Raw genomic sequence first — 26,215 nt, 5'->3', positions numbered from 1 at the left:
GTGGGGGCGTAGGGACACATACGTACGCCCCCGTGCGCCGGACGCGCGCTGCGCGGCCGGACGGCGCTCCCCGACCCCCACGCGCGTCGCCGGTCCCGAGGTCCCGTGGCCCGCCACGCGCCCACGGCCGCCCCACCCCGTCCCGCCTGTCGGCCGCCGCTCCGCATACGTGGTCATAGACTGGTGCGCTGCCCGCCGTCCATCCCGCCCGAGAGGCCCAAGCCACCCCATGAAGCTCGTCTTCGCCGGTACCCCCGAGGTCGCCGTTCCCGCTCTGGACGCACTGCTCGCCTCCGGGCGGCACGAGGTGGCCGCCGTCGTCACCCGGCCCGACGCACCGGCCGGCCGCGGGCGCAGGCTGGTCGCGAGCCCGGTCGCCGAGCGGGCGGAGGAGGCCGGGATCGAGGTGCTCAAGCCGCTCAAGCCGCGGGACCCGGAGTTCCTGGAGCGGCTGAGGGAGATCGCCCCGGACTGCTGTCCGGTCGTCGCCTACGGCGCGCTGCTGCCCAGGGTGGCCCTCGACATCCCCGCCCACGGCTGGGTCAACCTGCACTTCTCGCTGCTGCCCGCCTGGCGCGGCGCCGCCCCCGCGCAGCACGCGCTCATGGCCGGGGACGAGATCACCGGCGCGTCCACCTTCCTCATCGAGGAAGGGCTCGACTCCGGTCCGGTCTACGGCACCGTCACCGAGGCGATCCGGCCCACCGACACCAGCGGCGACCTGCTCACCCGGCTCGCCCTCGCCGGCGCCGGACTGCTCGCCGCGACCATGGACGGCATCGAGGACGGCACCCTCAAGGCCGTGCCGCAGCCGGCCGAGGGCGTCACCCTCGCCCCCAAGATCACCGTCGAGGACGCCCGGGTCGACTGGACGGCCCCCGCCCTGCGCGTGGACCGCGTGGTGCGCGGCTGCACCCCGGCGCCCGGCGCCTGGACCACCTTCCGCGGCGAGCGGCTCAAGCTGATCCACGCCGCCCCCACGCCGCAGCGCACCGACCTCGCCCCGGGCGCGCTCGCCGTCGGCAAGAACGACGTCCACGTCGGCACCGGCTCGTACGCCGTCGAGCTGCTGTGGGTGCAGGCACAGGGCAAGAAGCCGATGCGGGCGGCGGACTGGGCGCGCGGTGCGCGCATCGCCGAGGGCGAGACCCTCGGGGGCTGACGAGGCGGCACGAACCGGGACGTAGGCTGGGTGCACCGCGTGTACGAGCGCGGCGCACCCAGACAACCGGAGCACCTTTTTCGTGAGCGACACCCGTCGGCCCCGCAGGCCCGCCAAGCCCTACCGCCGGCCGCAGAAGGACCCCGTCCGCATCCTGGCCTTCGAGGCGCTGCGCGCCGTGGACGAGCGGGACGCCTACGCCAACCTCGTCCTGCCCCCGCTGCTGCGCAAGGCACGCGAGAAGGGCGACTTCGACGGCCGTGACGCCGCGCTGGCCACCGAGCTGGTGTACGGCACGCTGCGCCGCCAGGGGACGTACGACGCCATCATCGGGGCCTGCGTCGACCGCCCGCTGCGGGAGGTCGACCCGCCCGTCCTGGACGTGCTGTCGCTCGGCGCCCACCAGTTGCTGGGGACGCGCATCCCGAGCCATGCCGCGGTGTCCGCCACCGTCGAGCTCGCCCGGGTCGTCCTCGGCGACGGACGGGCCAAGTTCGTCAACGCCGTGCTCCGCAAGGTCGCGGGGAACGACCTCGACGGATGGCTGGAGAAGGTCGCCCCGCCCTACGAGGACGACCCCGAGGACCACCTCGCCGTCGTCCACTCGCACCCCCGCTGGGTCGTCTCCGCCCTGTGGGACTCCCTCGGCGGCCCACGCGCCGGGATCGAGGACCTGCTGGAGGCCGACAACGGGCGGCCGGAGGTCACGCTGGTCGCCCGGCCCGGACGGGCCACGACCGAGGAGCTGCTGCGCGAGGAGGCCGCGCTGCCGGGCCGCTGGTCGCCGTACGCGGTGCGGCTGACCGAGGGCGGCGAACCGGGCGCCGTGGACGCGGTGCGGGAGGGCCGGGCCGGTGTCCAGGACGAGGGCAGCCAGCTCGTCGCGCTCGCCCTGGCCAACGCGCCCCTCGACGGTCCCGACGGCAAGTGGCTCGACGGCTGTGCGGGCCCCGGCGGCAAGGCGGCCCTGCTGGCCGCGCTGGCCGCCGAGCGCGGAGCCGTCCTGCTCGCCTCCGAGAAGCAGCCCCACCGGGCCGGGCTCGTCGCCAAGGCGCTGGCGGGCAACCCCGGCCCCTACCAGGTGATCGCCGCCGACGGCACGCGCCCGGCCTGGCGGCCCGGCAGTTTCGACCGTGTCCTCGTCGACGTGCCCTGCACCGGCCTCGGCGCCCTGCGCAGGCGCCCCGAGGCCCGGTGGCGGCGCCGCCCGGAGGACCTGGACGGCTTCGCCCCGCTCCAGCGCGGCCTGCTGAGCACGGCCCTGGAGTCGGTGCGCGTCGGCGGTGTGGTCGGCTACGCGACCTGCTCTCCGCACCTGGCCGAGACCCGTGCCGTGGTCGGCGACGTGCTCAAGCAGTTCCCCGGCACCGAGCTGATCGACGCCCGCCCCCTGCTGCCGGGCGTGGGGATCCTCGGTGACGGCCCCGACGTGCAGCTGTGGCCGCATCTGCACGGAACCGACGCGATGTACCTGGCCCTGATCCGCCGCACCGGCTGACCTGCCCCGCCGGCTCACGGACCCGCCGTGGAGCGGACTCGGACGCCGGTGGGGTACCGGGGCGGACCGGAGGGCCGGGGCATGGCACGCTTGGGGCATGGCCGTGCAGATCAACCCCAGCATCCTGTCCGCCGACTTCGCGCGCCTCGCCGAGGAGGCGAAGGCGGTCGAAGGGGCCGACTGGCTCCACGTGGACGTCATGGACAACCACTTCGTCCCGAACCTCACGCTCGGGGTGCCCGTCGTGGAGTCCCTGGCCCGGGCCACGGACACCCCGCTGGACTGCCACCTGATGATCGAGCAGCCCGACCGCTGGGCGCCGCAGTACGTCGAGGCGGGCGCCTCCTCCGTGACGTTCCACGTCGAGGCGGCCGCCGCCCCCGTACGGCTGGCCCGCGAGATCCGCGCCAAGGGGGCCCGGGCCTCGATGGCACTCAAGCCCGCCACCCCCATCGAGCCGTACGAGGACCTGCTCCCCGAGCTCGACATGCTCCTGATCATGACGGTGGAGCCGGGCTTCGGCGGCCAGGCCTTCCTCGACATCATGCTGCCCAAGATCCGCCGTACCCGTGAGCTGATCGGCAAGCACGGCCTCCAGCTCTGGCTCCAGGTGGACGGCGGGGTGTCGGCCTCGACGATCGAGCGGTGCGCGGAGGCCGGCGCGGACGTGTTCGTCGCCGGCTCGGCGGTCTACGGCGCCGAGGACCCCGCGGAAGCGGTGCGTGCGCTGCGCGGTCAGGCGGAGACGGCCACCGCCAACGCGTCCTGGGCGTGCGGCCACTGAACAACGGCTGCGTGAACGGCAACCATCAGGGCTGATCAACCGCGCCGGATCTGCAAGGATGAACGGTGAATCCAGAGTGTGAACAGCAGTGAGGAGATCGCCGTGTCCGGTATGTCGGCGGGCCGGTCAGCCATGCGGATGGGACCCGCTGAGCTGGTGCAGGCGGCGGCCATGGCCCGCCGTTTCTACCTCGAGGGCAAATCGAAGATCCAGATCGCCGAGGAGTTCGGCGTCAGCCGCTTCAAGGTGGCCCGGGTCCTCGAGACCGCTCTCGAACGGGATCTCGTGCGCATCGAGATCCGCGTGCCCGCCGAGCTGGACGCCGAGCGCTCCGACGCGCTCCGCGCCCGCTACGGCCTCAGGCACGCCGTCGTGGTCGAGTCCCCGGCCGAGGCAGAGGAGACGCCCGACCCCGAGAACCTCGGCGAAGTGGCCGCCGATCTGCTCGGCGAGCTCGTCGACGAGGGAGACGTGCTGGGTCTGGCCTGGGGCCGGTCCACCATCCACATGGCGGCGGCCCTGAACCGGCTGCCGCCCTGCACGGTGGTGCAGCTGACCGGCGTGTACGACGCCGGGACCTCGGAGCGCGGCTCCGTGGAGGCCGTGCGCCGCGCCGCCCAGGTGTCGGGCGGTGACGCCCACCCCATCTACGCGCCGATGCTGCTGCCGGACGCGGCCACCGCGACCGCGCTGCGCCACCAGACCGGAATCGCGCGCGCATTCGAATACTTCGACAAGGTCACGGTCGCCTGCGTGTCCATCGGTTCCTGGGAGCCGGGCATCTCGACGGTGCACGACATGCTCAGCGACGAGGAGCGGGCCCACTACGCCTCGCTCGGTGTCGCCGCCGAGATGGCCGCGCACCTCTTCGACGCCGAGGGCCGCCGGATCGGACGGGACCTGGGGGAGCGGTGCATCACCGTCAAGGCCGACCAGTTGCGACGCATCCCCGAGGTCGTCGCGATCGCGGGCGGGCAGCGCAAGGCGGCGGCGATCGACGCGGTGCTGCGGTCCGGCCTGGTCACCAGCCTGGTCACGGACACCTCGGCCGCGGACTATCTGATGACGGCGGGTCCCACCCCCAGGCCCGCTCTCAACAGGGCGGACCCGGACGGCACCTGACGAGCCCACGGCGGGACGGCCGTGGGAGCATCGTCGGCATGCTGCTGCGGTTCGTCCCCCGTGTGCTCGCGGGGCTCCTCGTCACCCTCGCCGTCCTCCTGACGGGCTGCTCGCCCTCGGGGCAGGCCGGTTCCGACCCCTCCGCGCCGTCGTGGGCCCACGGTATGGCCACGATCAGCCGGTCCCGGCTGCCGGCCGAGGCCCGGCAGACCCTGGACCTCGTCGACAGGGGCGGCCCCTACCCGTACCGGCAGGACGACACCGTGTTCGGCAACTTCGAGGGGCGGCTGCCCAAGGAGCCGCGCGGCTACTACCACGAGTACACGGTGCGTACCCCGGGCTCGCGCGACCGCGGGGCCAGGCGCATCGTCGCCGGCCGGGGCGGGGAGTTCTACTACACCGATGATCACTACAACACGTTCCGGGCGGTACTGAGATGAGCGAAGACCTGGCGGGCCGGGTCGTGGTCACCCTGGACCTCGACGGTGTCAAGGACAAGGCGGGACTGATGGACCGCGCCGTGCGCGACCTCGCGCTGCCCGACTGGTTCGGACGGAACTGGGACGCGCTGGCCGACAGCCTCGGCGACGAGACCCTCTGGCCCGCCGAGGCCGTGAAGCGCGGACTGCTGGTCGTGGTCCGGGACTGGGAGGCCTACGCGCAGGCCGGACCGGAGGAATGGGAGATCGCCGTGGAGGTCTTCGCCTCGGCGGCGGCCGGCCGGCCCGACCTGGACGTCTCCCTCGCGCTTGGAGGTTCCTCCTAGGGGGCCGCCGGCCGGCCTGGACGTTCGGTCCGGGCATGGCACGGTTCCCGCCATGGGAGAATGAAGTACGTGCTCTTTCCCCCTGGCGGACCTGTCCGGGGGTCACCTCTGATCGACTGGGATGTGCGGCACGTGCGTTTCCTCAATGACATCCAGCCCGCGTACGACCTCACGTACGACGACGTCTTCATGGTGCCGAGCCGCAGCGCGGTCGGCTCACGTCAGGGCGTGGACCTCAGCTCCCCGGACGGCACGGGCACCACCATCCCGCTCGTCGTCGCCAACATGACCGCCATCGCCGGGCGCCGCATGGCCGAGACCGTGGCCCGCCGCGGCGGTCTCGTGGTCCTCCCGCAGGACATCCCGATCGACGTCGTCACCGACGTGATCTCCTGGGTCAAGAGCCGCCACCTGGTCCTGGACACCCCGATCGTGCTGGCCCCGCACCAGACCGTCGCCGACGCCCTGGCCCTGCTGCCCAAGCGCGCGCACAACGCCGGCGTCGTCGTCGACGAGCAGCACCGGCCGGTCGGCGTGGTCACCGACCGCGACCTGACCGGCGTCGACCGCTTCACCCAGCTCGAAGTGGTCATGAGCAAGGACCTGCTCCTGCTGGACGCGGACATCGACCCGCGCGAGGCCTTCAACACCCTGGACGGCGCCAACCGCCGCTACGCGCCCGCCGTGGACCGGGACGGCAGGCTCGCCGGCATCCTCACCCGCAAGGGCGCCCTGCGCGCCACGCTGTACAGCCCGGCCACGGACGCCGGTGGCAAGCTGCGCATCGCCGCCGCCGTGGGCATCAACGGCGACGTGGCAGGCAAGGCCGAGCAGCTGCTCGCCGCGGGCGTCGACACCCTCGTCATCGACACCGCGCACGGCCACCAGGAATCGATGATCAACGCCGTCAAGCTGGTGCGCGACCTCGACCCGCGGGTGCCCGTCGCCGCCGGCAACATCGTCTCCGCCGAGGGCGTCAAGGACCTGATCGAGGCGGGCGCGGACATCATCAAGGTCGGTGTGGGACCGGGCGCCATGTGCACCACCCGCATGATGACCGGCGTGGGCCGCCCGCAGTTCTCCGCGGTCCTGGAGTGCGCGGCCGAGGCGCGGAAGTACGGCAAGCACGTGTGGGCCGACGGCGGTGTCCGCCACCCGCGCGACGTGGCGATGGCGCTCGCCGCGGGCGCGTCCAACGTGATGATCGGCTCCTGGTTCGCGGGCACCTACGAGTCGCCCGGCGACCTCCAGCACGACGCCAACGGCCGCCCCTACAAGGAGTCGTTCGGCATGGCCTCCGCGCGCGCGGTGCGCAACCGCACCTCCGAGGAGTCGGCGTACGACCGCGCCCGCAAGGCGCTGTTCGAGGAGGGCATCTCCACCTCCCGGATGTTCCTCGACCCGGCCATGCCGGGCGTCGAGGACCTGATCGACTCGATCATCGCGGGCGTCCGCTCCTCGTGCACCTACGCCGGGGCCGGCTCCCTGGAGGAGTTCGCCGACAAGGCCATCGTCGGCATCCAGAGCGCGGCCGGCTACGCCGAGGGCAAGCCGCTGCACGCCAGCTGGAACTGAGCCCGCCGAGTACCCGAGAAGCGAACCACCGACAGTGCTGAACGATCTCGACGAACGCATCGTGCACGCCCTCGCCGAGGACGCCCGCCGCTCCTACGCGGACATCGGGCAACTGGTCGGCCTGTCCGCGCCCGCGGTGAAGCGGCGCGTGGACCGGCTGCGCGCCACCGGCGCCATCACCGGCTTCACCGTACGGGTCGACCCGGCCGCGCTCGGCTGGCAGACCGAGGGGTTCGTCGAGATCTACTGCCGCGGCAACACCTCCCCGGAGACCATCCAGCGCGGCCTGGAGCGCTACCAGGAGGTCGTGTCCGCCTCCACCGTCACCGGTGAGGCGGACGCGATCGTCCAGGTCTTCGCCGCCGACATGCGCCACTTCGAGCGCGTCCTGGAGCGCATCGCGGGCGAGCCCTTCGTGGAACGGACGAAGTCCGTCCTCGTCCTCTCCCCCCTGCTCCGCCGCTTCTCCTCGGGCGCGCCCGGCTAGAACGCCGGAGCCCCGGCCTGCGCCAGCCCGCCGCAGGTCGGGCCCTCGCGCGCACCCGGCACCGGGCCGTGCAACGAATCGCCGTGCACCGCCGGTCGCACGCAACGAACAGCTCACCGACGCGCAACGGCTGCGGCTTGTTCGCCGGGGTCGCCGACCGTAGCGTCTAAGCGATCCCCGACCCCCCGTACCGGTGAGGAACACCCATGCGCACCGCCCTGCTCCAGAGCTCCGGCCGTCCCGGCTCCGTCGGCGAGAACCTCAAGGTCCTCGACGCCGCCGCAGGCCGGGCCGCCGCCGCAGGTGCCGGGCTGCTGGCGACGTCGGAGCTGTTCCTGACCGGATACGCGATCGGCGGCGACATCGGCCGGCTCGCCGAGCCCGCCGACGGCGACTGGGCGGACGCGGTCGCCGAACTGGCCTGCCGGCACGGACTGGCCGTCGCCTACGGCTACCCGGAGCGGGACGGCGAGGCGGTGTACAACTCCGTCCAGCTGATCTCCGCCGACGGCACCCGCCTCGCCGACTACCGCAAGACGCACCTGTTCGGCGACTTCGAGCAGGCCCACTTCACACCGGGCGAGCAGCCGGTCGTCCAGGCGGAGCTGAACGGGCTGACCGTCGGCCTGATCATCTGCTACGACGTGGAGTTCCCGGAGAACGTACGCGCCCACGCGCTGGCCGGCACCGACCTCCTCGTCGTCCCGACGGCACTGATGCACCCGTTCCAGTTCGTCGCCGAATCCCTGGTCCCGGTGCGCGCCTTCGAGAACCAGATGTACATCGCCTACGTCAACAGGGTCGGCAACGAGGGCGAGTTCGAGTTCGTCGGGCTCTCCGCCCTGGCCGGACCGGACGGGGTGGCCCGCACCCGCGCCGGACGGTCCGAGGAACTGGTCCTCGCGGACGCCGACCCCGCCTTCCTCGCCGCCTCCCGCGAGGCGAACCCGTATCTGGAGGGCCGCCGCCCCGGCCTCTACGGGTCCCTCGTCTGAACCACCCGATCTCCCCGCCCCAGTTCTTCCCGCAAGGAGTCCGTACCCCATGACGTCCACGGTGCCCAACGCCGTCGAGCACGCAGACGAGCAGCAGCCGCCGATCACCATGTTCGGCCCGGACTTCCCGTACGCGTACGACGACTTCCTCGCCCACCCGGCGGGACTCGGCCAGGTCCCCGCGACCGAGCACGGCAGCGAGGTCGCGATCATCGGCGGCGGCCTGTCCGGCATCGTCGCCGCCTACGAGCTGATGAAGATGGGCCTCAAGCCCGTCGTCTACGAGGCCGACCGGATCGGCGGCCGGCTGCGCACGGTCGGCTTCGAGGGCTGCGACGAGTCGCTGACCGCCGAGATGGGCGCCATGCGCTTCCCGCCGTCCTCGACCGCCCTCCAGCACTACATCGACCTGGTGGGCCTCGAAACCCGGCCGTTCCCCAACCCCCTGTCCGAGGCGACCCCGTCGACCGTCGTCGACCTCAAGGGCGAGTCCCACTACGCCGAGACCATCGACGACCTGCCGCAGGTCTACCGGGACGTGGCGGACGCCTGGAACAGATGCCTGGAGGAGGGCGCCGACTTCTCCGACATGAACCGCGCCCTGCGAGAGCGGGACGTGCCGCGCATCCGCGAGATCTGGTCCAGGCTGGTCGAGAAGCTCGACAACCAGACCTTCTACGGCTTCCTGTGCGACTCCGAGGCCTTCAGCTCCTTCCGGCACCGGGAGATCTTCGGCCAGGTCGGCTTCGGCACCGGCGGCTGGGACACCGACTTCCCCAACTCCATCCTGGAGATCCTGCGCGTCGTCTACACCGAGGCCGACGACCACCACCGCGGCATCGTGGGCGGCTCGCAGCAACTGCCCCTGCGGCTGTGGGAGCGCGAGCCGGAGAAGATCGTGCACTGGCCCTACGGCACGTCGCTGAAGTCCCTGCACGTGGACGGCGAACCGCGCCCCGCGGTCACCCGGCTGCACCGCACCGCGAACAACCGGATCACGGTGACGGACGCGAGTGGCGACATCCGCACCTACCGGGCGGCGATCTTCACCGCCCAGTCCTGGATGCTGCTGTCCAAGGTCCAGTGCGACGACGCGCTCTTCCCGATCGACCACTGGACCGCGATCGAGCGCACCCACTACATGGAGTCCAGCAAGCTGTTCGTGCCCGTGGACCGGCCCTTCTGGCTGGACGAGGCCGTCGACGACAAGGGCGAGCCGACCGGCCGGGACGTGATGTCGATGACGCTCACCGACCGCATGACCCGCGGCACCTACCTGCTCGACGACGGCCCGGACAGGCCCGCCGTCATCTGCCTCTCCTACACCTGGTGCGACGACAGCCTGAAGTGGCTGCCGCTGTCCGCGAACGAGCGGATGGAGGTCATGCTGAAGTCACTGTCGGAGATCTATCCGAACGTCGACATCCGCAAGCATGTCATCGGCAGCCCGGTGACCGTCTCCTGGGAGAACGAGCCCTACTTCATGGGCGCGTTCAAGGCCAACCTGCCCGGCCACTACCGCTACCAACGGCGCCTGTTCACCCACTTCATGCAGGACCGGCTGCCCGAGGACAAGCGGGGCGTCTTCCTCGCCGGCGACGACATCTCCTGGACGGCCGGGTGGGCCGAGGGCGCCGTGCAGACCGCGCTGAACGCGGTCTGGGGCGTCATGCACCAGTTCGGCGGCGCCACCGACCCGTCCAACCCCGGCCCCGGCGACGTCTACGACGAGATCGCCCCGGTCGAACTCCCGGAGGACTGAGAGGAGTCGCGGGCGGTCACACCCCGGCCGTCCGCGCCGCCCGGAACACCTCCGCGGCGACGTCCGTGAGCTCCTCGGCGTCCCGCAGGCTGCCCTGCACGTCGATGAGGATCTCCTCCAGACCGAGCTCCGCGTACGCGAGGAGGTCCTCGACGATCTGGTCCGCGTTGCCCTGGAAGGGCCGGCGCCCTGCGCCGTCGTACGCCTTGGCCGAGTACGCCGCGTTCACCCGCAGCACCGTCCGGATCGGCTGCTGCCGGCCCCGCTCGGCGGCGAGGTCCCGCAGCGCGTCCCACTGGCTCGCGACCCGCTCGGCGCCGCCCGCGGCCACCGGCAGCCAGCCGTCGGCGTGCTCGACGAGCCGTTCCCTGGCCTTGCGGGTGCCCGCGGCCAGCAGGATCGGGATCGGCCTGGCCGGCTTGGGGCCCACCACGGCCGACTCGATCTTCGTGATACGGCCGTCGTAGCGCACCGGGTCAGGGCCCCACACGGCCCGGCAGACGTCGATCACCTCGTCCAGCACCCGGCCGCGCTCCTTGATCGGCCGGATCCCCGTGGCCGCGTACTCGTCCAGGGACCAGCCCGTGCCGAAACCGGCGATCACCCGGCCGCCCGAGGCCGCGTCGAGCGAGGCCAGGGACCGGGCGAGCTGGAACGGCAGGTGCAGCGGTGCGACCAGCACGCTGGTGCCCAGCCCGACCCGCTCGGTGACCGCGGCGGCCAGGGCGAGCGTGACCAGCGGGTCGGCCACATGCCGGTAGGAGTCGGGCCAGGGCACGCCCTCCATGCCGTACAGCCCCTGCGTGGCGGGCTCCGGGAACAGGGCCCGCTCGTAGACCCACACGCTGTCGTAGCCGATGCGCTCCACGGCGCGTGCCACGTCGGGCACGTCCCTGCCGAGCTCGTACTGACGGTTCTGCGGAAGACCGATTCCCAGCCGGGTCGCCATGACGGTGCGCTCCTTCGTGATCGTCCGTGTCCCGTGGTCAACGTACAGTGATCACGAGGCTGTTCCAGGAAGGTGCCCGCGGACGTCCGGATCAGCCGGACAGCGGAGTGAGCATCATGCGGCAGTCGAAGCCGATCGCCGTGTCCAGCCGCCGGGCGAACTCCTCGGCCACGTCGGGCAGTCGGCGCAGCGCCCACAGCGCCCGCGCGGCCGACCAGCTCGCCTCCCGCGCCCGCTCCAGGTCCCACGAGCCGAGCAGATGGGTGAGCGGGTCGGTGATCCGGAGCAGTTCGGGGCCGGGCGTCAGGTCCTCGCGGACCCGCTCCTCCAGCGACAGGAGGAAGTCGCCGACGCGGTCGAACTCGCTCTCCAGGTCGGCCGGTTCGCACCGCGCCGCCCGGGAGGCGTCCACCACGGCGAGGGCCAGGTCGTGGCCGATGTGGGCGTGGAGGCCCGCCAGCGCGAACTGCGCCGGCCGTACCCCGGGGTGCCGGCGGAACTGGAGCACCGGCCGCCAGCAGGCGGGTGGCCGCCGCGCCTCGGCGGCCGCGTCCACGGCGGCGAGGTACCGTCCGGCGAGCGGTGCGTCCAGCGCGGTCGCCGGCCAGCGACCGGCCGCCTCGGTGACGGCGAGGTACACACGGTGGAAGACCGCGATCCCGTCGCGCTCGGGCAGTGACCCTGCCAGGTCGCGCATCCGGACGACCGTCGCGTCCACCGCGTCGCCTGTGCCCCGGCCGCCATGGGTGAGTTGTGCCGATTGCCCCATGCAGGCAGCGTCCCAGGCCCGGCCCGGCGAGGGCGCCGACGGGCCCGGCGCTTCCCCGGAACGAGGGAACGCCCCGCCGGCGGACCGGGCGGGGCGCTCCCACGCGGCAGGCCGGGCGGCGGCCTACGAGGCCGGCCGGGTGCCCTCGGCCTCGCCGCCGTACGACGACGTGCCCTCGTCCAGCAGCGGCTCCTGCCTCTTGAGGTGGGGCGGGGCGAAGGCACGCAGCGCGTGGTAGCCGGTGATGACGACCAGGGTGCCGAGCGCGATGCCGCTGAGGGAGAAGGTGTCGCTGAACTTCAGGCTGACGTTGCCGACGCCGATGATGATGCCCGCCGCGGCCGGCACCAGGTTCAGCGGGTTGCGCAGGTCGACCTTGGCGTTGATCCAGATCTGCGCGCCGAGCAGACCGATCATGCCGTACAGGATGACGGTGATGCCGCCGAGGACACCGCCCGGGATCGCGGCCACGATCGCGCCGAACTTGGGGCAGACGCCGAACAGCAGGGCGAAGCCCGCGGCGGCCCAGTACGCGGCGGTGGAGTAGACGCGGGTCGCGGCCATCACGCCGATGTTCTCGGAGTAGGTGGTGTTCGGCGGACCGCCCACCGCGGTCGACAGCATGGAGGCCACACCGTCCGCCGAGATCGCCGTGCCGAGCTTGTCGTCGAGCGGGTCGCCGGTCATCTCGCCGACCGCCTTCACATGCCCCGCGTTCTCCGCGACCAGCGCGATGACGACCGGCAGCGCCACGAGGATCGCCGACCACTGGAAGCTGGGCCCGTGGAAGGACGGCAGCCCGATCCAGTCGGCCTTGCCCACGCCGGAGAGGTCCAGACGCCAGTGGTCGGTGAGCCTGCCGCCCGCGTCCACGGAGTGGATCTTTCCGAGGACCCGGTCGAACACCCAGGAGATGCCGTAGCCGAAGACCAGCCCGAGGAAGATCGCGATCCGGGACCAGAAGCCGCGCAGGCACACGACGGCCAGACCGGTGAACAGCATGACGAGCAGGGCCGTCCACTGGTCCTGCGGCCAGTAGGTGGAGGCGGTGACGGGAGCGAGGTTGAAGCCGATCAGCATGACGACCGCGCCGGTGACGATCGGCGGCATCGCGGCGTGGATGATCCGGGCCCCGAAGCGCTGGACGGCGAGACCGACCAGGAACAGCGCCACTCCCACGACGAATACCGCGCCGGTCACGGTGGCGCTGGTGCCGCCCTGCGCCCGGATCACCGCGGCGACGCCCACGAAGGAGAGCGAGCAGCCCAGATAGCTGGGCACCCGGCCGCGGGTGGCGAGCAGGAAGATCACGGTCGCGACGCCCGACATCATGATCGCGAGGTTGGGGTCGAGGCCCATGAGCACGGGGGCGACGAAGGAGGCGCCGAACATGGCCACGACGTGCTGGGCGCCGAGTCCTGCCGTGCGGGGCCAGGAGAGTCGTTCGTCGGGCCGTACCACCGCTCCGGGTGCGGGCGTGCGCCCGTCACCGTGCAGCTTCCAGCGCACGCCGAGGTCCATGGGGATTTCGCTTTCTCTGTACGTGGGGCCTGTCCGCACCATTGTCGGGGGTGCCGGAAGGTGCCGTCCCCACCCGCCCCTGCTCAGCGCCGGTCAGGAGTTGCTCAGGACCCGTTCAGGACCCGCTCAGGGCCGCGGGTCGGGCACCGGGGTGCTCGCGGGGCCGATCTTCCTCCGGTTCCGGTCGCCCGCCCTGAGCACTCCCGCGAAGGCGACCAGACCGCACGCGAGCAGGGTCACCAGGCCGAAGGAGACCATCAGGCTGGTCGCCTGGGCCAGTCCGCCGATCGCGCTCGGCGCGACGAGACCGGAGGTGTACGTGATGGTCGCGACACCGGCGATGGCCTGGCTGGGGTTCGGGCCGCTGCGGCCGGCCGCGGCGAAGCACAGCGGTACGACGACCGCGATACCGAGGCCCATCAGCGCGAACCCGGTCATCGCCACCGCCGGATGGCCCCCGGAGACGACGAGCAGGCCGCCGAGGACCGCCAGCACGCCGCTCGCCCGCACCGTGCGCACGGCGCCGAACCGGTCCACCACCCGGTCGCCCGCGATCCGCGCGATCGCCATGGTGAGGGTGAAGCCCGTGGTGCAGGCCGCCGCGAGCCCGGCCGAGGTCTCCAGTTGGTGCCGCAGATAGACCGCCGACCAGTCCAGGCTGGCGCCCTCCGCGAACACCGCGCAGAACCCGATCGCGCCGATCAGCAGCGCCGACTTCGGCGGCAGCGCGAACCGGGGCGGCGGCTCCTCGTCCTGCGCGGGCTGGAGGTCCAGCACCCAGGTGCAGGCGGTGACGCCCAGCACGGTCAGCACGGCGGCGGCCAGCAGGTGGTGCAGCCGCGCGTCCGAGCCGAGGTGCGCGGCCACCGTGCCGGCCGCCGAGCCGACCAGGGCGCCCGTGCTCCACATGCCGTGCAGGCCGGACATGATCGAGCGGTCGAGCCGGTTCTCGACCTCCACCCCGAGGGCGTTCATCGCGACGTCCGCCATGCCCGCCGTGGCGCCGTAGAGGAAGAGGCCGAGGCACAGGGTCAGGAGGTTCGGCGCGAGGGAGGGCAGGACGAGCGCGAGCGTCCACAGCGCGATCAGGCCGCGCAGCGCGTTGCGGGCGCCGAAGCGGTGGCTGATGCCGCCCGCGAGCGGCATCGCGAGGGACGCGCCGAGCGCCGGGAAGGCCAGCGCGAGGCCGAGCTGCCCGGGGCTGACCCCGGCGTGGTCCTGGATCCACGGCACCCGGGTCGCGAACGAGCCGGTGACGGCGCCGTGCACGGCGAAGACGGCCGCCACGGCGTACCGGGCGCGCCGTACGCCGCGTTGTTCGTAGACCACTGCGCTCATTGTCCGGCCCCTCCCGGGCTGACCGTCGTTGTCCCTCGCGCTGTCGCGCCGACGTAAACTATCAGGGAACCTGCCTGATAGATAGCCGCCGTCATGGACGGCGGCAGCCCGCAGATCTGGGAGGATTCCCGGCATGCCCGCATCCCCGAGCACCGCCCGGGCCATCAACGACCGGCTCGCCCTGCGGCTGCTTCAGCAGCAAGGACCGCTGACAGCAGGGCAGTTGAAGCAGCTCACCGGTCTGTCCCGGCCCACCGTCGCCGACCTCGTCGAGCGGCTGACGGCCTCCGGCCTGATCGCCGTGGTCGGTGAGTCCGGCGAGCAGCGGCGCGGGCCCAACGCGCGGCTGTACGGCATCGTCGCCGACCGCGCCCATCTGGCCGCCCTCGACGTCCGCACCGACAGCGTGTCCGTGATCGTCGCCGATCTGCTGGGCCGGGAACTGGCCGCGGAGTCCGTGCCGATCGGCGGGGACGCGGGCACCGGGCCCGCGCTGGAGCAGGCGGTCGGTGTGGTGGAGCGGGTGGTCAAGGAGGCGAGGGCGGAGCGGCTGCACACGGTCGGCATCGGCGCGCCGGGCCTGATCGACCCGGTCAGCGGCGAACTCCGCGACTCCACGGGACTGCCCGAATGGCACCGCAGGCTGGTCGCCGCCCTGCAGGAGCGGCTGCCGCGGGCCCGGGTCATCGTCGAGAACGAGACCAACCTCGCGGCGCTGGCCGAGCAGCGCGACGGGGCCGCCCGGGGCCGGGACACGTTCGTCCTGCTGTGGCTCGGCCACGGCACCGGTGCGGCCGTCGTGCTGGACGGGGTCCTGCGCCGCGGTGCCTCCGGAGGCACCGGCGAGATCGGCTTCCTGCCCGTCCCGGGCACCGAGGGCCTGCCCTCGGCGACGGGCTGCGCGGACGGCTTCCACTCCCTGGCCGGCGCGGCGGCGGTGACGGAACTGGCCGCGCGGCACGGGCTGTCGGCGGACGGAACCGGTTCGGACCGCGCGGAGGAAACCGGTGCGGAGCCGGTCGCCGCGGAACTGGTGCGGGCGGCGGTGCGGGCGACCGCTGGCGCCGCCCCCTCCGCGGCGGCCTCGCCCTTCCTCGACGCCCTGGCCGGCCGTGTCGCCCTCGGGGTGGCCTCCGTGGTGGCCGTTCTCGATCCCGGGTGCGTGGTCCTCGGGGGCGAGATCGGGCAGGCCGGCGGCGACGTGCTCGCCGCGCGCGTGGCGGAGCGCGTGGCCCGGATGTCCCCGCTGCCCACCGAGGTGAGGGCGGGCACGCTCGGCGGCCGGGCGGTGCTGCGCGGCGCGCTCGTGACCGCCCGCGACCGCGCCCAGGACGACCTGTTCGCCCCACCGGAGCGCTGACGCCGGGGAAGTCCCGGCGCCGTAAGGGATTCAGGCCAAGCCCCGTGCGAACAGCACAGTTCGTGGCGGGTGTTCGGTCCGGTGGGGTGGAACTTGCGTGTCCCACGCATCTGTTGACCTGGATGGTCTAGTCCTCTTAGGGTCGGACTTCCGCGCAGACCGGTCCGGCGGCGGTGACGACGGCCCTTGCCCGCCGCCGGACCTCCACGCCCGCGCACCGCGCCGCGGGCGGTACGTTCTGTGAGCCACCCCACACACTTCGTTTGTGGTCACGCTGATCGGGCGTGGCACACTGGCCCTGTACCAGTAGCAGCGCACTCCGGGGTCGGTGAAAGTCCGAACCGGCGGTTACAGTCCGCGACCCGGTCGCTTCCAGCGGCCGGTTGACCAGGTGGAATTCCTGGACCGACGGTTAAAGTCCGGATGGGAGGCAGTGCGCGGCGAGCGAGCACATCCGTGTGCGCCGCCGTCTCTGGGCTCGCCCTCCACGGGCGGGTCCCGTCCGGCGCCGTCCGTCGAGTGTCCTCGTTCGTGCAGTCTGTCGACGTCGGCAGCCCCCGGAGTCCGTGCCCGAAGAGGCAGGAGGACCCGGGAAGTGTTCACCGGAATCGTCGAAGAGCTGGGCGAAGTCACCGCCGTGGAGGACCTCGGCGACGCCGCCCGCTTCCGGCTCCGCGGCCCCGTCGTGACCGAAGGCGCGCGGCACGGCGACTCCATCGCCGTGAACGGTGTCTGTCTCACCGTCGTCGAGCACGAGGGCGAGGAGTTCACCGCCGACGTGATGGCGGAGACGCTCAAACGCTCCAGCCTCGGCGTCCTCACCACCGGCTCCCGTGTCAACCTCGAACGCCCCACCGCCGTCGGCGCCCGTCTCGGCGGCCACATCGTGCAGGGGCACGTCGACGGCACCGGCACGATCCTGGACCGCACCCCCTCCGAGCACTGGGAGATCGTGAGGATCTCGCTGCCGGCGGACCTCGCGCGCTACGTCGTCGAGAAGGGCTCCATCACCGTCGACGGCATCAGCCTCACCGTCGTCGAGGCCGGCGACGAGCACTTCACCGTCAGCCTCATCCCCACCACCCTGGCCCTGACCACCCTCGGCCTGAAGCAGGCGGGCGACCCGGTCAACCTCGAGGTGGACGTCGTCGCCAAGTACGTCGAGCGGCTGCTCGGCGACCGTGCCCGAGGAGCCGGACGGTGAACTGGCTCAACACCGAGGCGTTCACCCTCCTCGGCCAGCACATCAAGTGGTCGGACATGACCGGCAACGTCATCGGCCTGCTCGGCCTCGTGTTCGGCTGGCGCCGCTCCATCTGGAGCTGGCCCACCCAGTTCCTGGCCGGCCTGGTCCTGTTCGCCGCGTTCGCCACCGCCCATCTGTCGGGCAGCGCCGGCAAGAACGTCGTCGTGATGGTCGTCGCCGTCTTCGGCTGGCGGCAGTGGAACCGCGGCAAGGGCGGCGCGGCGGACGGCCACATCGCCGTACGGTTCGCCACCTGGCGCGAGCGTGCCGTGCTGCTCGGCGCCGCCGCGGCCGGCACGGTCGCCGTCGCCGGACTGTTCCTGGCCTACCCGTCGCTGTCCTGGGATCCCTGGCCCGACGCCTACATCTTCGTCGGCACCGTCGTCGCCATGTACGCGCAGGCGCGCGGCATGGTCGAGTTCTGGTTCGCCTGGCTGCTCGTCGACGTCGTCGGCGTACCGCTCAACTTCGCCAACGGCTTCGCCTTCTCAGGCTTCGTCTACATCATCTACGGCGCGCTGGTCCTGTGGGGCATGCGCGACTGGTGGCTGCGCACCCGCACGGACGCGCGGCCGGTCCTGGAAGGAGCGCCCGCATGACAGCGGCACCTGTCCTCTACGGCACCGACACCCTGGAGGGCTTCACCCTCGACCCCGTCGAGCAGGCCGTCGCCGACATCGCGGCCGGCCGCCCGGTCGTGGTCGTCGACGACGAGGACCGCGAGAACGAGGGCGACCTCGTCATCGCCGCCGAGAAGGCGACCCCCGAGATCGTCGCCTTCATGATGAGCGAATGCCGCGGCCTGATCTGCGCCCCCATGGAGGGCGAGGAGCTGGACCGGCTGAAGCTGCCGCAGATGGTCGAGGAGAACACCGAGTCGATGAAGACCGCCTTCACGGTCTCCGTCGACGCCGGTGCCGCCCACGGCGTCACCACCGGCATCTCCGCCTCCGACCGCTCGACCACCCTCCAGCTGCTCGCGAGCGGTACCGCGCAGCCCACCGACCTCGTCCGCCCCGGCCACGTCTTCCCGCTGCGCGCCCGCGCCGGCGGGGTGCTCGTCCGCCCCGGCCACACCGAGGCGGCCGTCGACCTGGCCCGGCTCGCCGGGCTCCGTCCGGCCGGCGCGATCGTCGAGATCGCCGGCGAGGACGGCCGGATGCTCCGGCTGCCCGAACTGATCGTCTTCGCCCGCAAGCACGGCCTGACGATCATCTCCATCGAGGACCTGATCGCGCACCGCCGCTCGCCCGGGCTTCCGGAGTCGCCCGAGACGGAGGGGCTTCCGGCCCAGCCCGCGGTCCTCCGCGAGGCCGAGGTCCGCCTGCCCACCGCGCACGGCGTCTTCACCGCGTACGGCTACCGCTCCACCGCCGACGGCGTCGAGCACGTGGCCCTGGTGCACGGCGACATCGGCGAGGGCGAGGACGTCCTGGTCCGCGTCCACTCCGAGTGCCTCACCGGAGACGTCTTCGGCTCCCAGCGCTGCGACTGCGGCCCCCAGCTGGACACCTCCCTGGAGCGCATCCAGAAGGAGGGCCGGGGAGTGGTCGTCTACCTGCGCGGCCACGAGGGACGCGGCATCGGCCTGATGTCCAAGCTGCGCGCCTACGAGCTCCAGGAGCGCGGCCGGGACACCCTCGACGCCAACCTCGAACTCGGACTGCCCGCCGACGCCCGCGACTACGGCGCCGGCGCGCGGATCCTCCAGGACCTCGGAGTGGCGAGCGTCCGCCTGCTGACCAACAACCCCGACAAGACCGACGCCCTGCTCCGCCACGGCCTGAAGGTCACCGGACGGGAGCCGATGCCCGTCCAGGCCGGCGAGCACAACCTCCGGTACCTGCGCACCAAGCGGGACCGGATGGGGCACGACCTGCCCTGGCTGGACACCACCGCCGTGTCCACCTGCGGCAACCAGTAAGCGAACAGACGCGAGGAGACACGTGAGCGGCAAGGGTGCACCGGAACTGTCCGTCCGGAACGTCGGAGACCTCAGGGTCGCCGTCGTCGCGGCGCAGTGGCACGAGAAGGTGATGGACGGACTGGTGGACGGGGCCCTGCGCGCCCTGCACGAACTGGGGATCGACGAGCCGACCCTGCTCCGGGTCCCCGGCAGCTTCGAGCTCCCGGTGGTGGCGAAGGTCCTGGCCGGCCGCGGCTACGACGCGATCGTCGCCCTCGGCGTCGTCATCCGGGGCGGCACGCCCCACTTCGACTACGTGTGCCAGGGAGTCACGGGCGGCCTGACCCAGGTGTCCGTCGACACCGGCGTCCCGGTCGGCTTCGGCGTGCTCACCTGCGACACCGAGGAGCAGGCCCTGGACCGGGCCGGCCTGGAGGGATCCAGCGAGGACAAGGGCCACGAGGCGGTCACCGCGGCGGTCGCGACCGCCGCCACGCTCCGCTCGGTATCCGAACCCTGGCGGTGAGCAGCCGCCCGGAGCGCGTAGGGTTGGCACCACCATGTCCAAGAAGACGTTCGAGGAGCTCTTCACCGAGCTCCAGCACAAGGCAGCCAACGGCGACCCCGCCACCTCCCGCACGGCCGAACTGGTGGGCAAGGGCGTCCATGCCATCGGCAAGAAGGTCGTCGAGGAGGCCGCCGAGGTCTGGATGGCCGCCGAGTACGAGGGCAAGGAGGCGGCCGCCGAGGAGATCTCGCAGCTGCTGTACCACGTTCAGGTGATGATGGTCGCCCGCGGCATCTCCCTGGACGACGTCTACGCCCACCTCTGAGCACTCCGAGCAACCGCACACACTCCCGTACGAGACGAAACAAAGGAAGCCGACCTCATGCTGCGCATTGCCGTCCCCAACAAGGGTTCACTCTCCGGCCCTGCGGCGGACATGCTGCATGAGGCCGGCTACCAGCAGCGGCGGGAGTCCAAGGAACTGCGGATCGTCGACCCGGTCAACGAGGTGGAGTTCTTCTACCTCCGCCCCCGCGACATCGCGATCTACGTGTCCACCGGCCGCCTGGACATCGGCATCACCGGCCGCGACCTGCTCATCGACTCCGGAGCCGGCGCCGAGGAGATCCTGCCGCTCGGCTTCGCCCGCTCCACCTTCCACTACGCGGCCAAGCCCGGCACGGTCGGCGGCATCGCGGACCTGAACGGCAGGACGGTCGCCACGTCCTACGAGGGCATCGTCAGCAAGCACCTCGCCGACAGCGGCATCGACGCCTCCGTCGTCCACCTGGACGGCGCCGTCGAGACCGCCATCGAACTCGGGGTCGCCGACGCCATCGCGGACGTCGTCGAGACCGGCACCTCCCTGCGGAACGCCGGGCTGGAGATCGTCGGCGAGTCGATCATGAAGTCCGAGGCGACCGTCGTCCGCCGCACCGGCGCCGACGCCGAGGAGCCCAAGGTGCAGCAGTTCCTGCGCCGTCTCCAGGGCGTCCTGGTGGCCCGGACGTACGTGATGATGGACTACGACTGCCGGGTCGAGCAGTTGGAGAGGGCCGTCGCGCTCACCCCCGGCCTGGAGTCCCCGACCGTCTCCCCGCTGCACAACGAGGGCTGGGTCGCCGTGCGCGCCATGGTCCCCGCCAAGGAGGCGCAGCGGATCATGGACGACCTGTACGAGCTGGGCGCCCGGGCCATTCTCACCACGGCCATCCACGCCTGCCGCCTCTGAGCGACGAGGAGGCAATCAGAGATGTCCGAGCTGCCCGCACTTCCCGTCACCTTCCGCCCCGGCCGCACCCGGGCCGTCCTGCTCACCGCGGGGGCCGTCATATTCGTGGTGATCACCACCGTGGGGCTGCTGCTGGAGCAGCTCAGCCCCGGCGAACGGGTGAGTTTCGCCTTCACCGGCGCGCTCCTGGCCGGGGTCCTCGTCCTGCTGGCCCGGCCGAAGGTCGTCGCCGACGACTCGGGCGTCACCGTCGTCAACATCGTCGGCCGCCGCCGTCTGGAGTGGGCGGAGATAATACAGGTCAACCTGCGCCCGGGTGATCCATGGGTGTTCCTGAACCTCAGCGACGGCACCAGCCTGGCCGCCCTCGGCATACAGCCGGGCATCGCGAAACAGCAGGCCATCGCCGACGCGCGCGCCCTGCGCGCGCTCGTGGAGGCCCGTTCGCTCCCGGGCCGGGAGCGGTCCGGCGACGAACGTCATAGCTGACTCGGGGCGTCCACCCTGCCGCATCGGCCGGTGTCTTGATTAATCTGGTTGCGGACGCGTTTTCGCTGCGCCTCCGCCCCTGGGTCCCAAGACCGGTGCCAGGGGCTCCTGCTACCCGAGGAGTGAGTCCCTCCGGCGATGGACGGATCGTCCTGCAGTACCTGCGCCGCCCCCTGCCGACATAGCGCGGACCTGGTCCGCGTGAACGCGGAGGCGGCGGCATCATGACCACCCCCCTGCTGCTCCTCGGAGCGGCGTTCCTGCTCATTCTCGCCAACGGCTTCTTCGTCGCGGCAGAGTTCGGCCTGGTCACGGTCGAGCGCCCGGACGCCGAGAAGGCCGCAGAGGAGGGCGACAGACGGGCCCACAGGGTCGTCGAATCCCTCAGGGAGCTGTCCTTCCAGCTCTCCGGCACCCAGCTCGGCATCACCATCACCTCCCTGGTCGTCGGCATGCTCGCCGAACCCGCGCTGGCCGGGCTGCTGCGCGGCCCGTTCGCGGCCGCCGGTGTCCCCGGCGGAGCCGTCTCCGGGGTCGCCGTCGTCGTCGGCATGCTGCTGGCCTCGGCGGTCCAGATGGTGATCGGCGAGCTCGTGCCCAAGAACTGGGCGGTCTCCCGGCCTCTCCAGGTGGCGCGCTTCGTGGCCGGCCCCCAGCACCTCTTCTCGCGCCTGTTCCACCCGGTGATCGCCGCGCTCGACACGGTCGCCAACCGGCTGGTGCGCGCCATGGGCGTCGAACCCACCGAGGAGCTGGCCTCGGCCCGCACCCCCGGCGAGCTGGTCTCCCTGGCCCGCCACTCGGCCCGGGCCGGCGCCCTCGAACAGGACACCGCGGACCTCTTCGTGCGCACCCTGTCCCTGGGCGACCTGACCGCACAGCACGTCATGACCCCGCGGGTGAAGGTCAGCGCCCTCCAGTCCTCGGCGACCGCCGAGGACGTGGTCAACCTCACCCGTGCCACCGGGCTGTCCCGCTTCCCCGTCTACCACGAGAAGATCGACGAGGTCGTGGGCATGGTCCACCTCAAGGACGCCCTCGCGGTGCCGTCCGACGAGTGGCTGCACACCGCGGTGGGCCGTATCGCCCGCCCGGCGCTGCTGGTCCCCGAGACCCTGCCGGTGCAGCCGCTGCTCGCCCAGCTCCGCAACGAGCAGCCGATCGCGGTCGTCGTCGACGAGTACGGCGGCACCGCGGGCGTCGTCACCCTGGAGGACATCGTCGAGGAGCTCGTCGGCGAGGTCCGTGACGAGCACGACGCCACCGACGTGCCGGAAGTGGCACCGGCCCCGCCCGAGGACGGCAGCCCCGCCTGGGACGTCGACGGCGGCTGCCGTGTCGACCTGCTCCGGCGGATCGGCCTGGACGCGCCCGAGGGCCCGTACGAGACCGTCGCCGGACTGGTCGCCGACCTGCTCGGCCGTATCCCGGCCCCCGGCGACCGCGCCGAGCTGCCGGGCTGGCGGCTGGCCGTGCGCCAGGTCGGCCACTACCGCGCGGAGCGGGTCCGGCTGGTCCGCACCGCCACCGTGACCGACCCGGTCCCGGCCGTGGCGGAGGCCGTCCGATGAGCGTGATCCAACTGCTGTTCGCCGGACTTCTCGTCCTCGCCAACGGCTTCTTCGTCGGCGCCGAGTTCGCCCTCGTCTCCGTCCGCCGCAGCCAGATCGAACCGCTCGGCACCGCCCGGGCCCGCCAGGTGCTGCACGGTCTCGAGCGGCTGCCGCAGATGATGGCCGCCGCCCAGTTCGGCATCACCGTCTGCTCGCTCACCCTGGGCGCCGTCGCCGAACCCACGGTGGCCCGCCTGCTGGAGCCGGTGTTCGCCTGGCTGCGCCTGCCCAGCGGCGTGGTCCACCCGCTCGGCTACGTCATCGCGCTCGCGGCCGTGGTCTTCTTCCACCTCGTCATCGGCGAGATGGTGCCGAAGAACCTCGCCATGGCCGCGCCGGAGAAGGCCGCGCTGTGGCTCGGCCCCGGTCTGGTCGCCTTCGCCCGGCTGTGCCGGCCGATCACGGCGGCGCTCGGCGCCTGCGCCAAGGGCGTCCTGCGGCTCTTCCGCGTCGAGCCCAAGGACGAGGTCGAGGCCGCCTTCACCAGCGTGCAGCTGGGCCGGCTGGTCGAGGACTCCCGCCAGGCGGGGCTCCTCGACCCCGAGGAGCAGGAGCGCCTGGAGGACGCCCTGGAGCTGGGCTCGCGCCCGGTGACGGACGTCCTGCTCCCGCCCGAGGCACTGGTCACGGTCGGTCCGTCGGTCACCTCGGCCGAGATCGTCGCGCTCACCGCCCGCACCGGCTACTCCCGCTTCCCGGTCGCCGCCCCCGGCGGAGCCTTCCTGGGCTATGTGCACGTCAAGGACGTGCTCGACGTGGAGGACGCCGGGCAGGCCGTGCCGCAGCGGACGTGGCGCCCGATGGCGACCCTGCGGGCCGAGCTGCCCCTGGACGACGCCCTGACCGTCATGCGCCGGGCCGCCACCCACCTGGCCCAGGTGGCGGACGCCTCCGGCACGGTGCTGGGCCTGGTGGCCCTGGAGGACGTGCTGGAACTCCTCGTGGGCGAGGTGCACGACCCCGCGCACCGCCTGGCGACCGAGGTACGGCTGACCGAGCCACGGGTCAGCGGCGAGCCGGAGGAGGCCCTGGCCGCCCAGGCCCCGTGAGGCCCCGGGGGCTCCGGGATCCGTCCGTCACAGGGCCGACGGATCCTGGGGCCCCCGCCCCGACAGCACCTCCCCGTACGCCTGCATCAGGTCCGGCAGCCGCAGTGTCGCCAGGTCGTCCCGGGTCGGCGTGCCCGGGTACGTCGACAACCTGAGGTCCCGGTAGGCGCAGCTCTTCTCGTACAGGGTCCGCAGGAAGCGCCCGTTGCCGAGCTCGTCGATCCAGCCCTGGTCGACCACGTGCCCGGCGATCGAGTGCAGCTCGTCGCGGGCCTCGTCGTCCCACAGGTCGCCGTTGTCCGAGGCGAGCACCTTGCCGATCTCGGTGAGTTCCGCGGGCCGGTACGAGGGGAAGTCCACGCGGGTGGTGAAGCGCGACGACAGCCCGGGGTTGGCGGCCAGCAGGCGGTCCATGCCCTCGGGATAGCCGGCCAGGATCACCACCAGGTGGTCGCGGTTGTCCTCGGCCCGCTTGAGCAGCACCTGGAGGGCCTCGTCGCCGTACGCGTCGCCCTTGCCGTAGCCGGAATTGGACAGGGCGTAGGCCTCGTCGAGGAAGAGCACGCCGCCGATCGCGGAGTCGATCAGCTCGTTGGCCTTGACGGCGGTCTGCCCGAGGTACTCGCCGACCAGGTCGGCCCGCTGCGCCTCCACCAGGTGGTCGCCGCCGAGCAGGCCGAGCGCGTAGAAGACGCGGCCCAGGATGCGGGCGACGGTCGTCTTGCCGGTGCCGGAGGGGCCGGAGAAGACGAAGTGGCGCTTGGGCGGCTGCACGGGCAGCCCCTGCCCGGCCCGCAGCCGCGCCATGTTCAGCTGCGCCGACAGCGCCTTGACCTGCCGTTTCACCGGTTCCAGACCCACCATGCGCTCGAGTTCGGCGAGTGCCTCCTCCAGTAACGCGGGGTCGGTGGGCCCGGTGGGCAGCAGCGGGTCGGCGGCCGGTGCGCGCCGGCGCACCGACGGATCGGCCACCGACGGCAGCGGACCGCCCACCGGCAGATCGGTCCCGGACAGCTTCAGGTCCCGGCCCTCGCCGCCGAACAGCGGGTCCAGCAGGTCCGGGCCGTCCATGAGGTCCTGCCCGAGGCCGAGGGTGATCGCGGCGAGCCCGGCCGTGTCCTCGTACCCGTCGCCCTCGGCGATCGCCGCGAGCCGTGCCGAGGTGTCCATGAAGGCCGGATCGACCCGGTGCACCGCCCGGTACAGGGGGAGCGCCGCGGCGCTGCGCCCGGTGCCCTCGTGCGCCCGTGCCAGCCAGTACCTGAGCTCCTTGCGCTGCGGCTGCTCGCTGCGGCAGCGCATCAGCGCGGCCGACAGCATCGGCTCGGCCTGCCCGTACATCTCCAGGCGCACCCGGGCCATGCCGCCGAACAGTCCGGCCTCTATGCCGAGCAGCGGATCATCGAGCAGCGGGTCGGTGTGCCGGACGAGCTGCTCCCAGTCCTTGACGAGGTAGGCGCGGCAGGCGTGCAGGAAGCGGACCTGGGCGTCGGTGTCCACCGGCGGCAGCCCGGCAAGGGCGCGGTCCAGCTCGGGGACGTGGCGGCCGTCCAGCCAGTGCGAGGCGTGCGCGAGCAGCAGATCGCGCGGGCTCTCCAGCACGGGCTGCACCCACCAGCCCAGCCAGTACCAGGAGTTGAGGGTGCGGCGGTGCCGGGCGCGCTGTTCGCCGAAGCGTTCGCGGTGCCGGTGCATCCTCAGCAGCGCGGTGGTCGTGTCGACGCGCAGCGCGTGCAGGCCGAGCCAGCCGTCGGCCATCGCGGGGTCCAGCCGCACCGCGGCCCGGAACTCCTCCTCCGCCTGTGGATAGGCCCCCATGGTGTAGGCGTCCACGCCTCGCAGCCACGCGAGGTCGGCCGGGGCCTTCGGGCCCTGCGTGCCGAAGTCCATCACGTCCCCCACAAACCGTGCCCCCGAAGGTTCGCCGGCAGGCATCCACCTGACGGCTTCCTGTGGTCGAACCGCTGTACCGCGGACCGGAGTTGCAGGTGCGCGAAGCAGTCGTTCGAAGGTCGCACCGAGGGCATGGTACCCGTGGGGCCGCCGGTCGCCGAAGGGTGCCGCACAGGCCGTTCGGCGAGGGAG

25 protein-coding genes and 1 riboswitch are annotated in these 26,215 nt (G+C 72.5%); of the genes, 20 read left to right on the top strand and 5 right to left on the bottom strand.

The window, feature by feature from the left end; translation table 11 throughout:
* Positions 1-229: 229 nt before the first annotated feature.
* The 10 genes from fmt to ACIP4X_RS14780 all read left to right on the top strand — a co-directional run bounded on the left by fmt (position 230) and on the right by ACIP4X_RS14780 (position 10,151).
* Positions 230-1,162: a methionyl-tRNA formyltransferase gene (fmt, locus tag ACIP4X_RS14825; RefSeq protein WP_391456546.1), complete on the top strand. Its 933-nt coding sequence runs from the start codon at positions 230-232 to the stop codon at positions 1,160-1,162.
* Positions 1,163-1,244: 82 nt separating this feature from the next.
* Positions 1,245-2,660 (top strand): transcription antitermination factor NusB, encoded by a 1,416-nt coding sequence (locus tag ACIP4X_RS14820; protein WP_391456548.1) that lies wholly within the window; start codon positions 1,245-1,247, stop codon positions 2,658-2,660.
* 97 nt (positions 2,661-2,757) lie between these two features.
* Entirely contained in the window at positions 2,758-3,444 is a 687-nt protein-coding gene (gene rpe / locus ACIP4X_RS14815) for a ribulose-phosphate 3-epimerase (protein ID WP_358735799.1), read from the top strand.
* A gap of 78 nt (positions 3,445-3,522) precedes the next feature.
* Positions 3,523-4,566 carry a sugar-binding domain-containing protein gene (locus ACIP4X_RS14810; protein ID WP_358735800.1) on the top strand — a complete coding sequence of 348 codons (1,044 nt, stop codon included), beginning with the start codon at positions 3,523-3,525 and terminating at the stop codon, positions 4,564-4,566.
* Positions 4,567-4,604: 38 nt separating this feature from the next.
* Positions 4,605-5,006 carry a ribonuclease domain-containing protein gene (locus ACIP4X_RS14805; protein WP_358735802.1) on the top strand — a complete coding sequence of 134 codons (402 nt, stop codon included), beginning with the start codon at positions 4,605-4,607 and terminating at the stop codon, positions 5,004-5,006.
* Positions 5,003-5,332 (top strand): barstar family protein, encoded by a 330-nt coding sequence (locus ACIP4X_RS14800; protein ID WP_391456552.1) that lies wholly within the window; start codon positions 5,003-5,005, stop codon positions 5,330-5,332. Before ACIP4X_RS14805 ends, ACIP4X_RS14800 begins: the two co-directional genes overlap by 4 nt.
* A 132-nt stretch (positions 5,333-5,464) precedes the next feature.
* On the top strand, positions 5,465-6,907 hold the full coding sequence (locus ACIP4X_RS14795) for a GuaB1 family IMP dehydrogenase-related protein (RefSeq protein WP_358735806.1): 1,443 nt from the start codon (positions 5,465-5,467) through the stop codon (positions 6,905-6,907).
* Between the two features lie 34 nt (positions 6,908-6,941).
* Positions 6,942-7,394 carry an Lrp/AsnC family transcriptional regulator gene (locus ACIP4X_RS14790; protein WP_358735808.1) on the top strand — a complete coding sequence of 151 codons (453 nt, stop codon included), beginning with the start codon at positions 6,942-6,944 and terminating at the stop codon, positions 7,392-7,394.
* Positions 7,395-7,600: 206 nt separating this feature from the next.
* Positions 7,601-8,389 (top strand): carbon-nitrogen hydrolase family protein, encoded by a 789-nt coding sequence (locus ACIP4X_RS14785; protein ID WP_358735810.1) that lies wholly within the window; start codon positions 7,601-7,603, stop codon positions 8,387-8,389.
* 49 nt (positions 8,390-8,438) lie between these two features.
* Positions 8,439-10,151: an FAD-dependent oxidoreductase gene (locus ACIP4X_RS14780; protein ID WP_391456555.1), complete on the top strand. Its 1,713-nt coding sequence runs from the start codon at positions 8,439-8,441 to the stop codon at positions 10,149-10,151.
* A gap of 16 nt (positions 10,152-10,167) precedes the next feature.
* Here the strand turns inward: ACIP4X_RS14780 and ACIP4X_RS14775 are convergent, their stop codons facing one another.
* From ACIP4X_RS14775 to ACIP4X_RS14760, 4 genes are all read right to left on the bottom strand, one after another.
* On the bottom strand, positions 10,168-11,100 hold the full coding sequence (locus ACIP4X_RS14775; protein ID WP_391456557.1) for a TIGR03619 family F420-dependent LLM class oxidoreductase: 933 nt from the start codon (positions 11,098-11,100) through the stop codon (positions 10,168-10,170).
* Positions 11,101-11,191: 91 nt separating this feature from the next.
* Entirely contained in the window at positions 11,192-11,869 is a 678-nt protein-coding gene (locus ACIP4X_RS14770; RefSeq protein ID WP_358735815.1) for a DUF5995 family protein, read from the bottom strand.
* Positions 11,870-11,992: 123 nt separating this feature from the next.
* Positions 11,993-13,390, bottom strand: coding sequence for a solute carrier family 23 protein (locus tag ACIP4X_RS14765; protein ID WP_358735817.1), 1,398 nt, complete (start codon positions 13,388-13,390; stop codon positions 11,993-11,995).
* Positions 13,391-13,516: 126 nt separating this feature from the next.
* Positions 13,517-14,728 carry an MFS transporter gene (locus ACIP4X_RS14760; RefSeq protein WP_401348610.1) on the bottom strand — a complete coding sequence of 404 codons (1,212 nt, stop codon included), beginning with the start codon at positions 14,726-14,728 and terminating at the stop codon, positions 13,517-13,519.
* Positions 14,729-14,861: 133 nt separating this feature from the next.
* On the opposite strand from ACIP4X_RS14760, the gene ACIP4X_RS14755 reads away from it, so the two are divergent.
* The 10 genes from ACIP4X_RS14755 to ACIP4X_RS14710 all read left to right on the top strand — a co-directional run bounded on the left by ACIP4X_RS14755 (position 14,862) and on the right by ACIP4X_RS14710 (position 24,130).
* Positions 14,862-16,088: an ROK family transcriptional regulator gene (locus tag ACIP4X_RS14755; RefSeq protein ID WP_401348607.1), complete on the top strand. Its 1,227-nt coding sequence runs from the start codon at positions 14,862-14,864 to the stop codon at positions 16,086-16,088.
* Between the two features lie 310 nt (positions 16,089-16,398).
* A riboswitch (FMN riboswitch) is annotated at positions 16,399-16,529 on the top strand.
* Between the two features lie 154 nt (positions 16,530-16,683).
* Positions 16,684-17,292: a riboflavin synthase gene (locus tag ACIP4X_RS14750; protein ID WP_358735823.1), complete on the top strand. Its 609-nt coding sequence runs from the start codon at positions 16,684-16,686 to the stop codon at positions 17,290-17,292.
* Positions 17,289-17,933, top strand: coding sequence for a nicotinamide mononucleotide transporter family protein (locus ACIP4X_RS14745; protein ID WP_358735825.1), 645 nt, complete (start codon positions 17,289-17,291; stop codon positions 17,931-17,933). The genes ACIP4X_RS14750 and ACIP4X_RS14745 overlap by 4 nt, the downstream gene beginning before the upstream one ends.
* On the top strand, positions 17,930-19,258 hold the full coding sequence (locus ACIP4X_RS14740; protein WP_358735827.1) for a bifunctional 3,4-dihydroxy-2-butanone-4-phosphate synthase/GTP cyclohydrolase II: 1,329 nt from the start codon (positions 17,930-17,932) through the stop codon (positions 19,256-19,258). Before ACIP4X_RS14745 ends, ACIP4X_RS14740 begins: the two co-directional genes overlap by 4 nt.
* A 22-nt stretch (positions 19,259-19,280) precedes the next feature.
* Complete coding sequence (gene ribH, locus ACIP4X_RS14735; RefSeq protein WP_358735829.1) at positions 19,281-19,766, top strand: 6,7-dimethyl-8-ribityllumazine synthase; 486 nt, start codon at positions 19,281-19,283, stop codon at positions 19,764-19,766.
* Positions 19,767-19,800: 34 nt separating this feature from the next.
* A complete protein-coding gene (locus tag ACIP4X_RS14730; protein ID WP_031486114.1) occupies positions 19,801-20,073 on the top strand; it encodes a phosphoribosyl-ATP diphosphatase in 273 nt (90 codons plus the stop codon).
* A 57-nt stretch (positions 20,074-20,130) separates the two neighbouring features.
* Positions 20,131-20,979 (top strand): ATP phosphoribosyltransferase, encoded by an 849-nt coding sequence (gene hisG, locus ACIP4X_RS14725; RefSeq protein ID WP_358735831.1) that lies wholly within the window; start codon positions 20,131-20,133, stop codon positions 20,977-20,979.
* A gap of 21 nt (positions 20,980-21,000) precedes the next feature.
* Positions 21,001-21,468: a PH domain-containing protein gene (locus ACIP4X_RS14720; protein WP_401348601.1), complete on the top strand. Its 468-nt coding sequence runs from the start codon at positions 21,001-21,003 to the stop codon at positions 21,466-21,468.
* A gap of 224 nt (positions 21,469-21,692) precedes the next feature.
* On the top strand, positions 21,693-23,039 hold the full coding sequence (locus ACIP4X_RS14715; RefSeq protein ID WP_401348598.1) for a hemolysin family protein: 1,347 nt from the start codon (positions 21,693-21,695) through the stop codon (positions 23,037-23,039).
* The gene (locus ACIP4X_RS14710; RefSeq protein ID WP_358735837.1) at positions 23,036-24,130 is read left to right on the top strand and encodes a hemolysin family protein; all 1,095 of its coding nucleotides are present in this window, start codon (positions 23,036-23,038) and stop codon (positions 24,128-24,130) included. The genes ACIP4X_RS14715 and ACIP4X_RS14710 overlap by 4 nt, the downstream gene beginning before the upstream one ends.
* A 27-nt stretch (positions 24,131-24,157) precedes the next feature.
* Here ACIP4X_RS14710 and ACIP4X_RS14705 read toward each other — a convergent pair whose 3' ends face one another.
* A complete protein-coding gene (locus ACIP4X_RS14705) occupies positions 24,158-26,020 on the bottom strand; it encodes an AAA family ATPase (RefSeq protein WP_358735838.1) in 1,863 nt (620 codons plus the stop codon).
* Positions 26,021-26,215: the final 195 nt, after the last annotated feature.

Origin of the sequence: Streptomyces sp. NPDC088817 (assembly GCF_044750345.1) — a bacterium.
Classification (GTDB): Bacteria; Actinomycetota; Actinomycetes; order Streptomycetales; family Streptomycetaceae; genus Streptomyces.
This window is presented reverse-complemented; position numbering and strand designations above follow the sequence as displayed.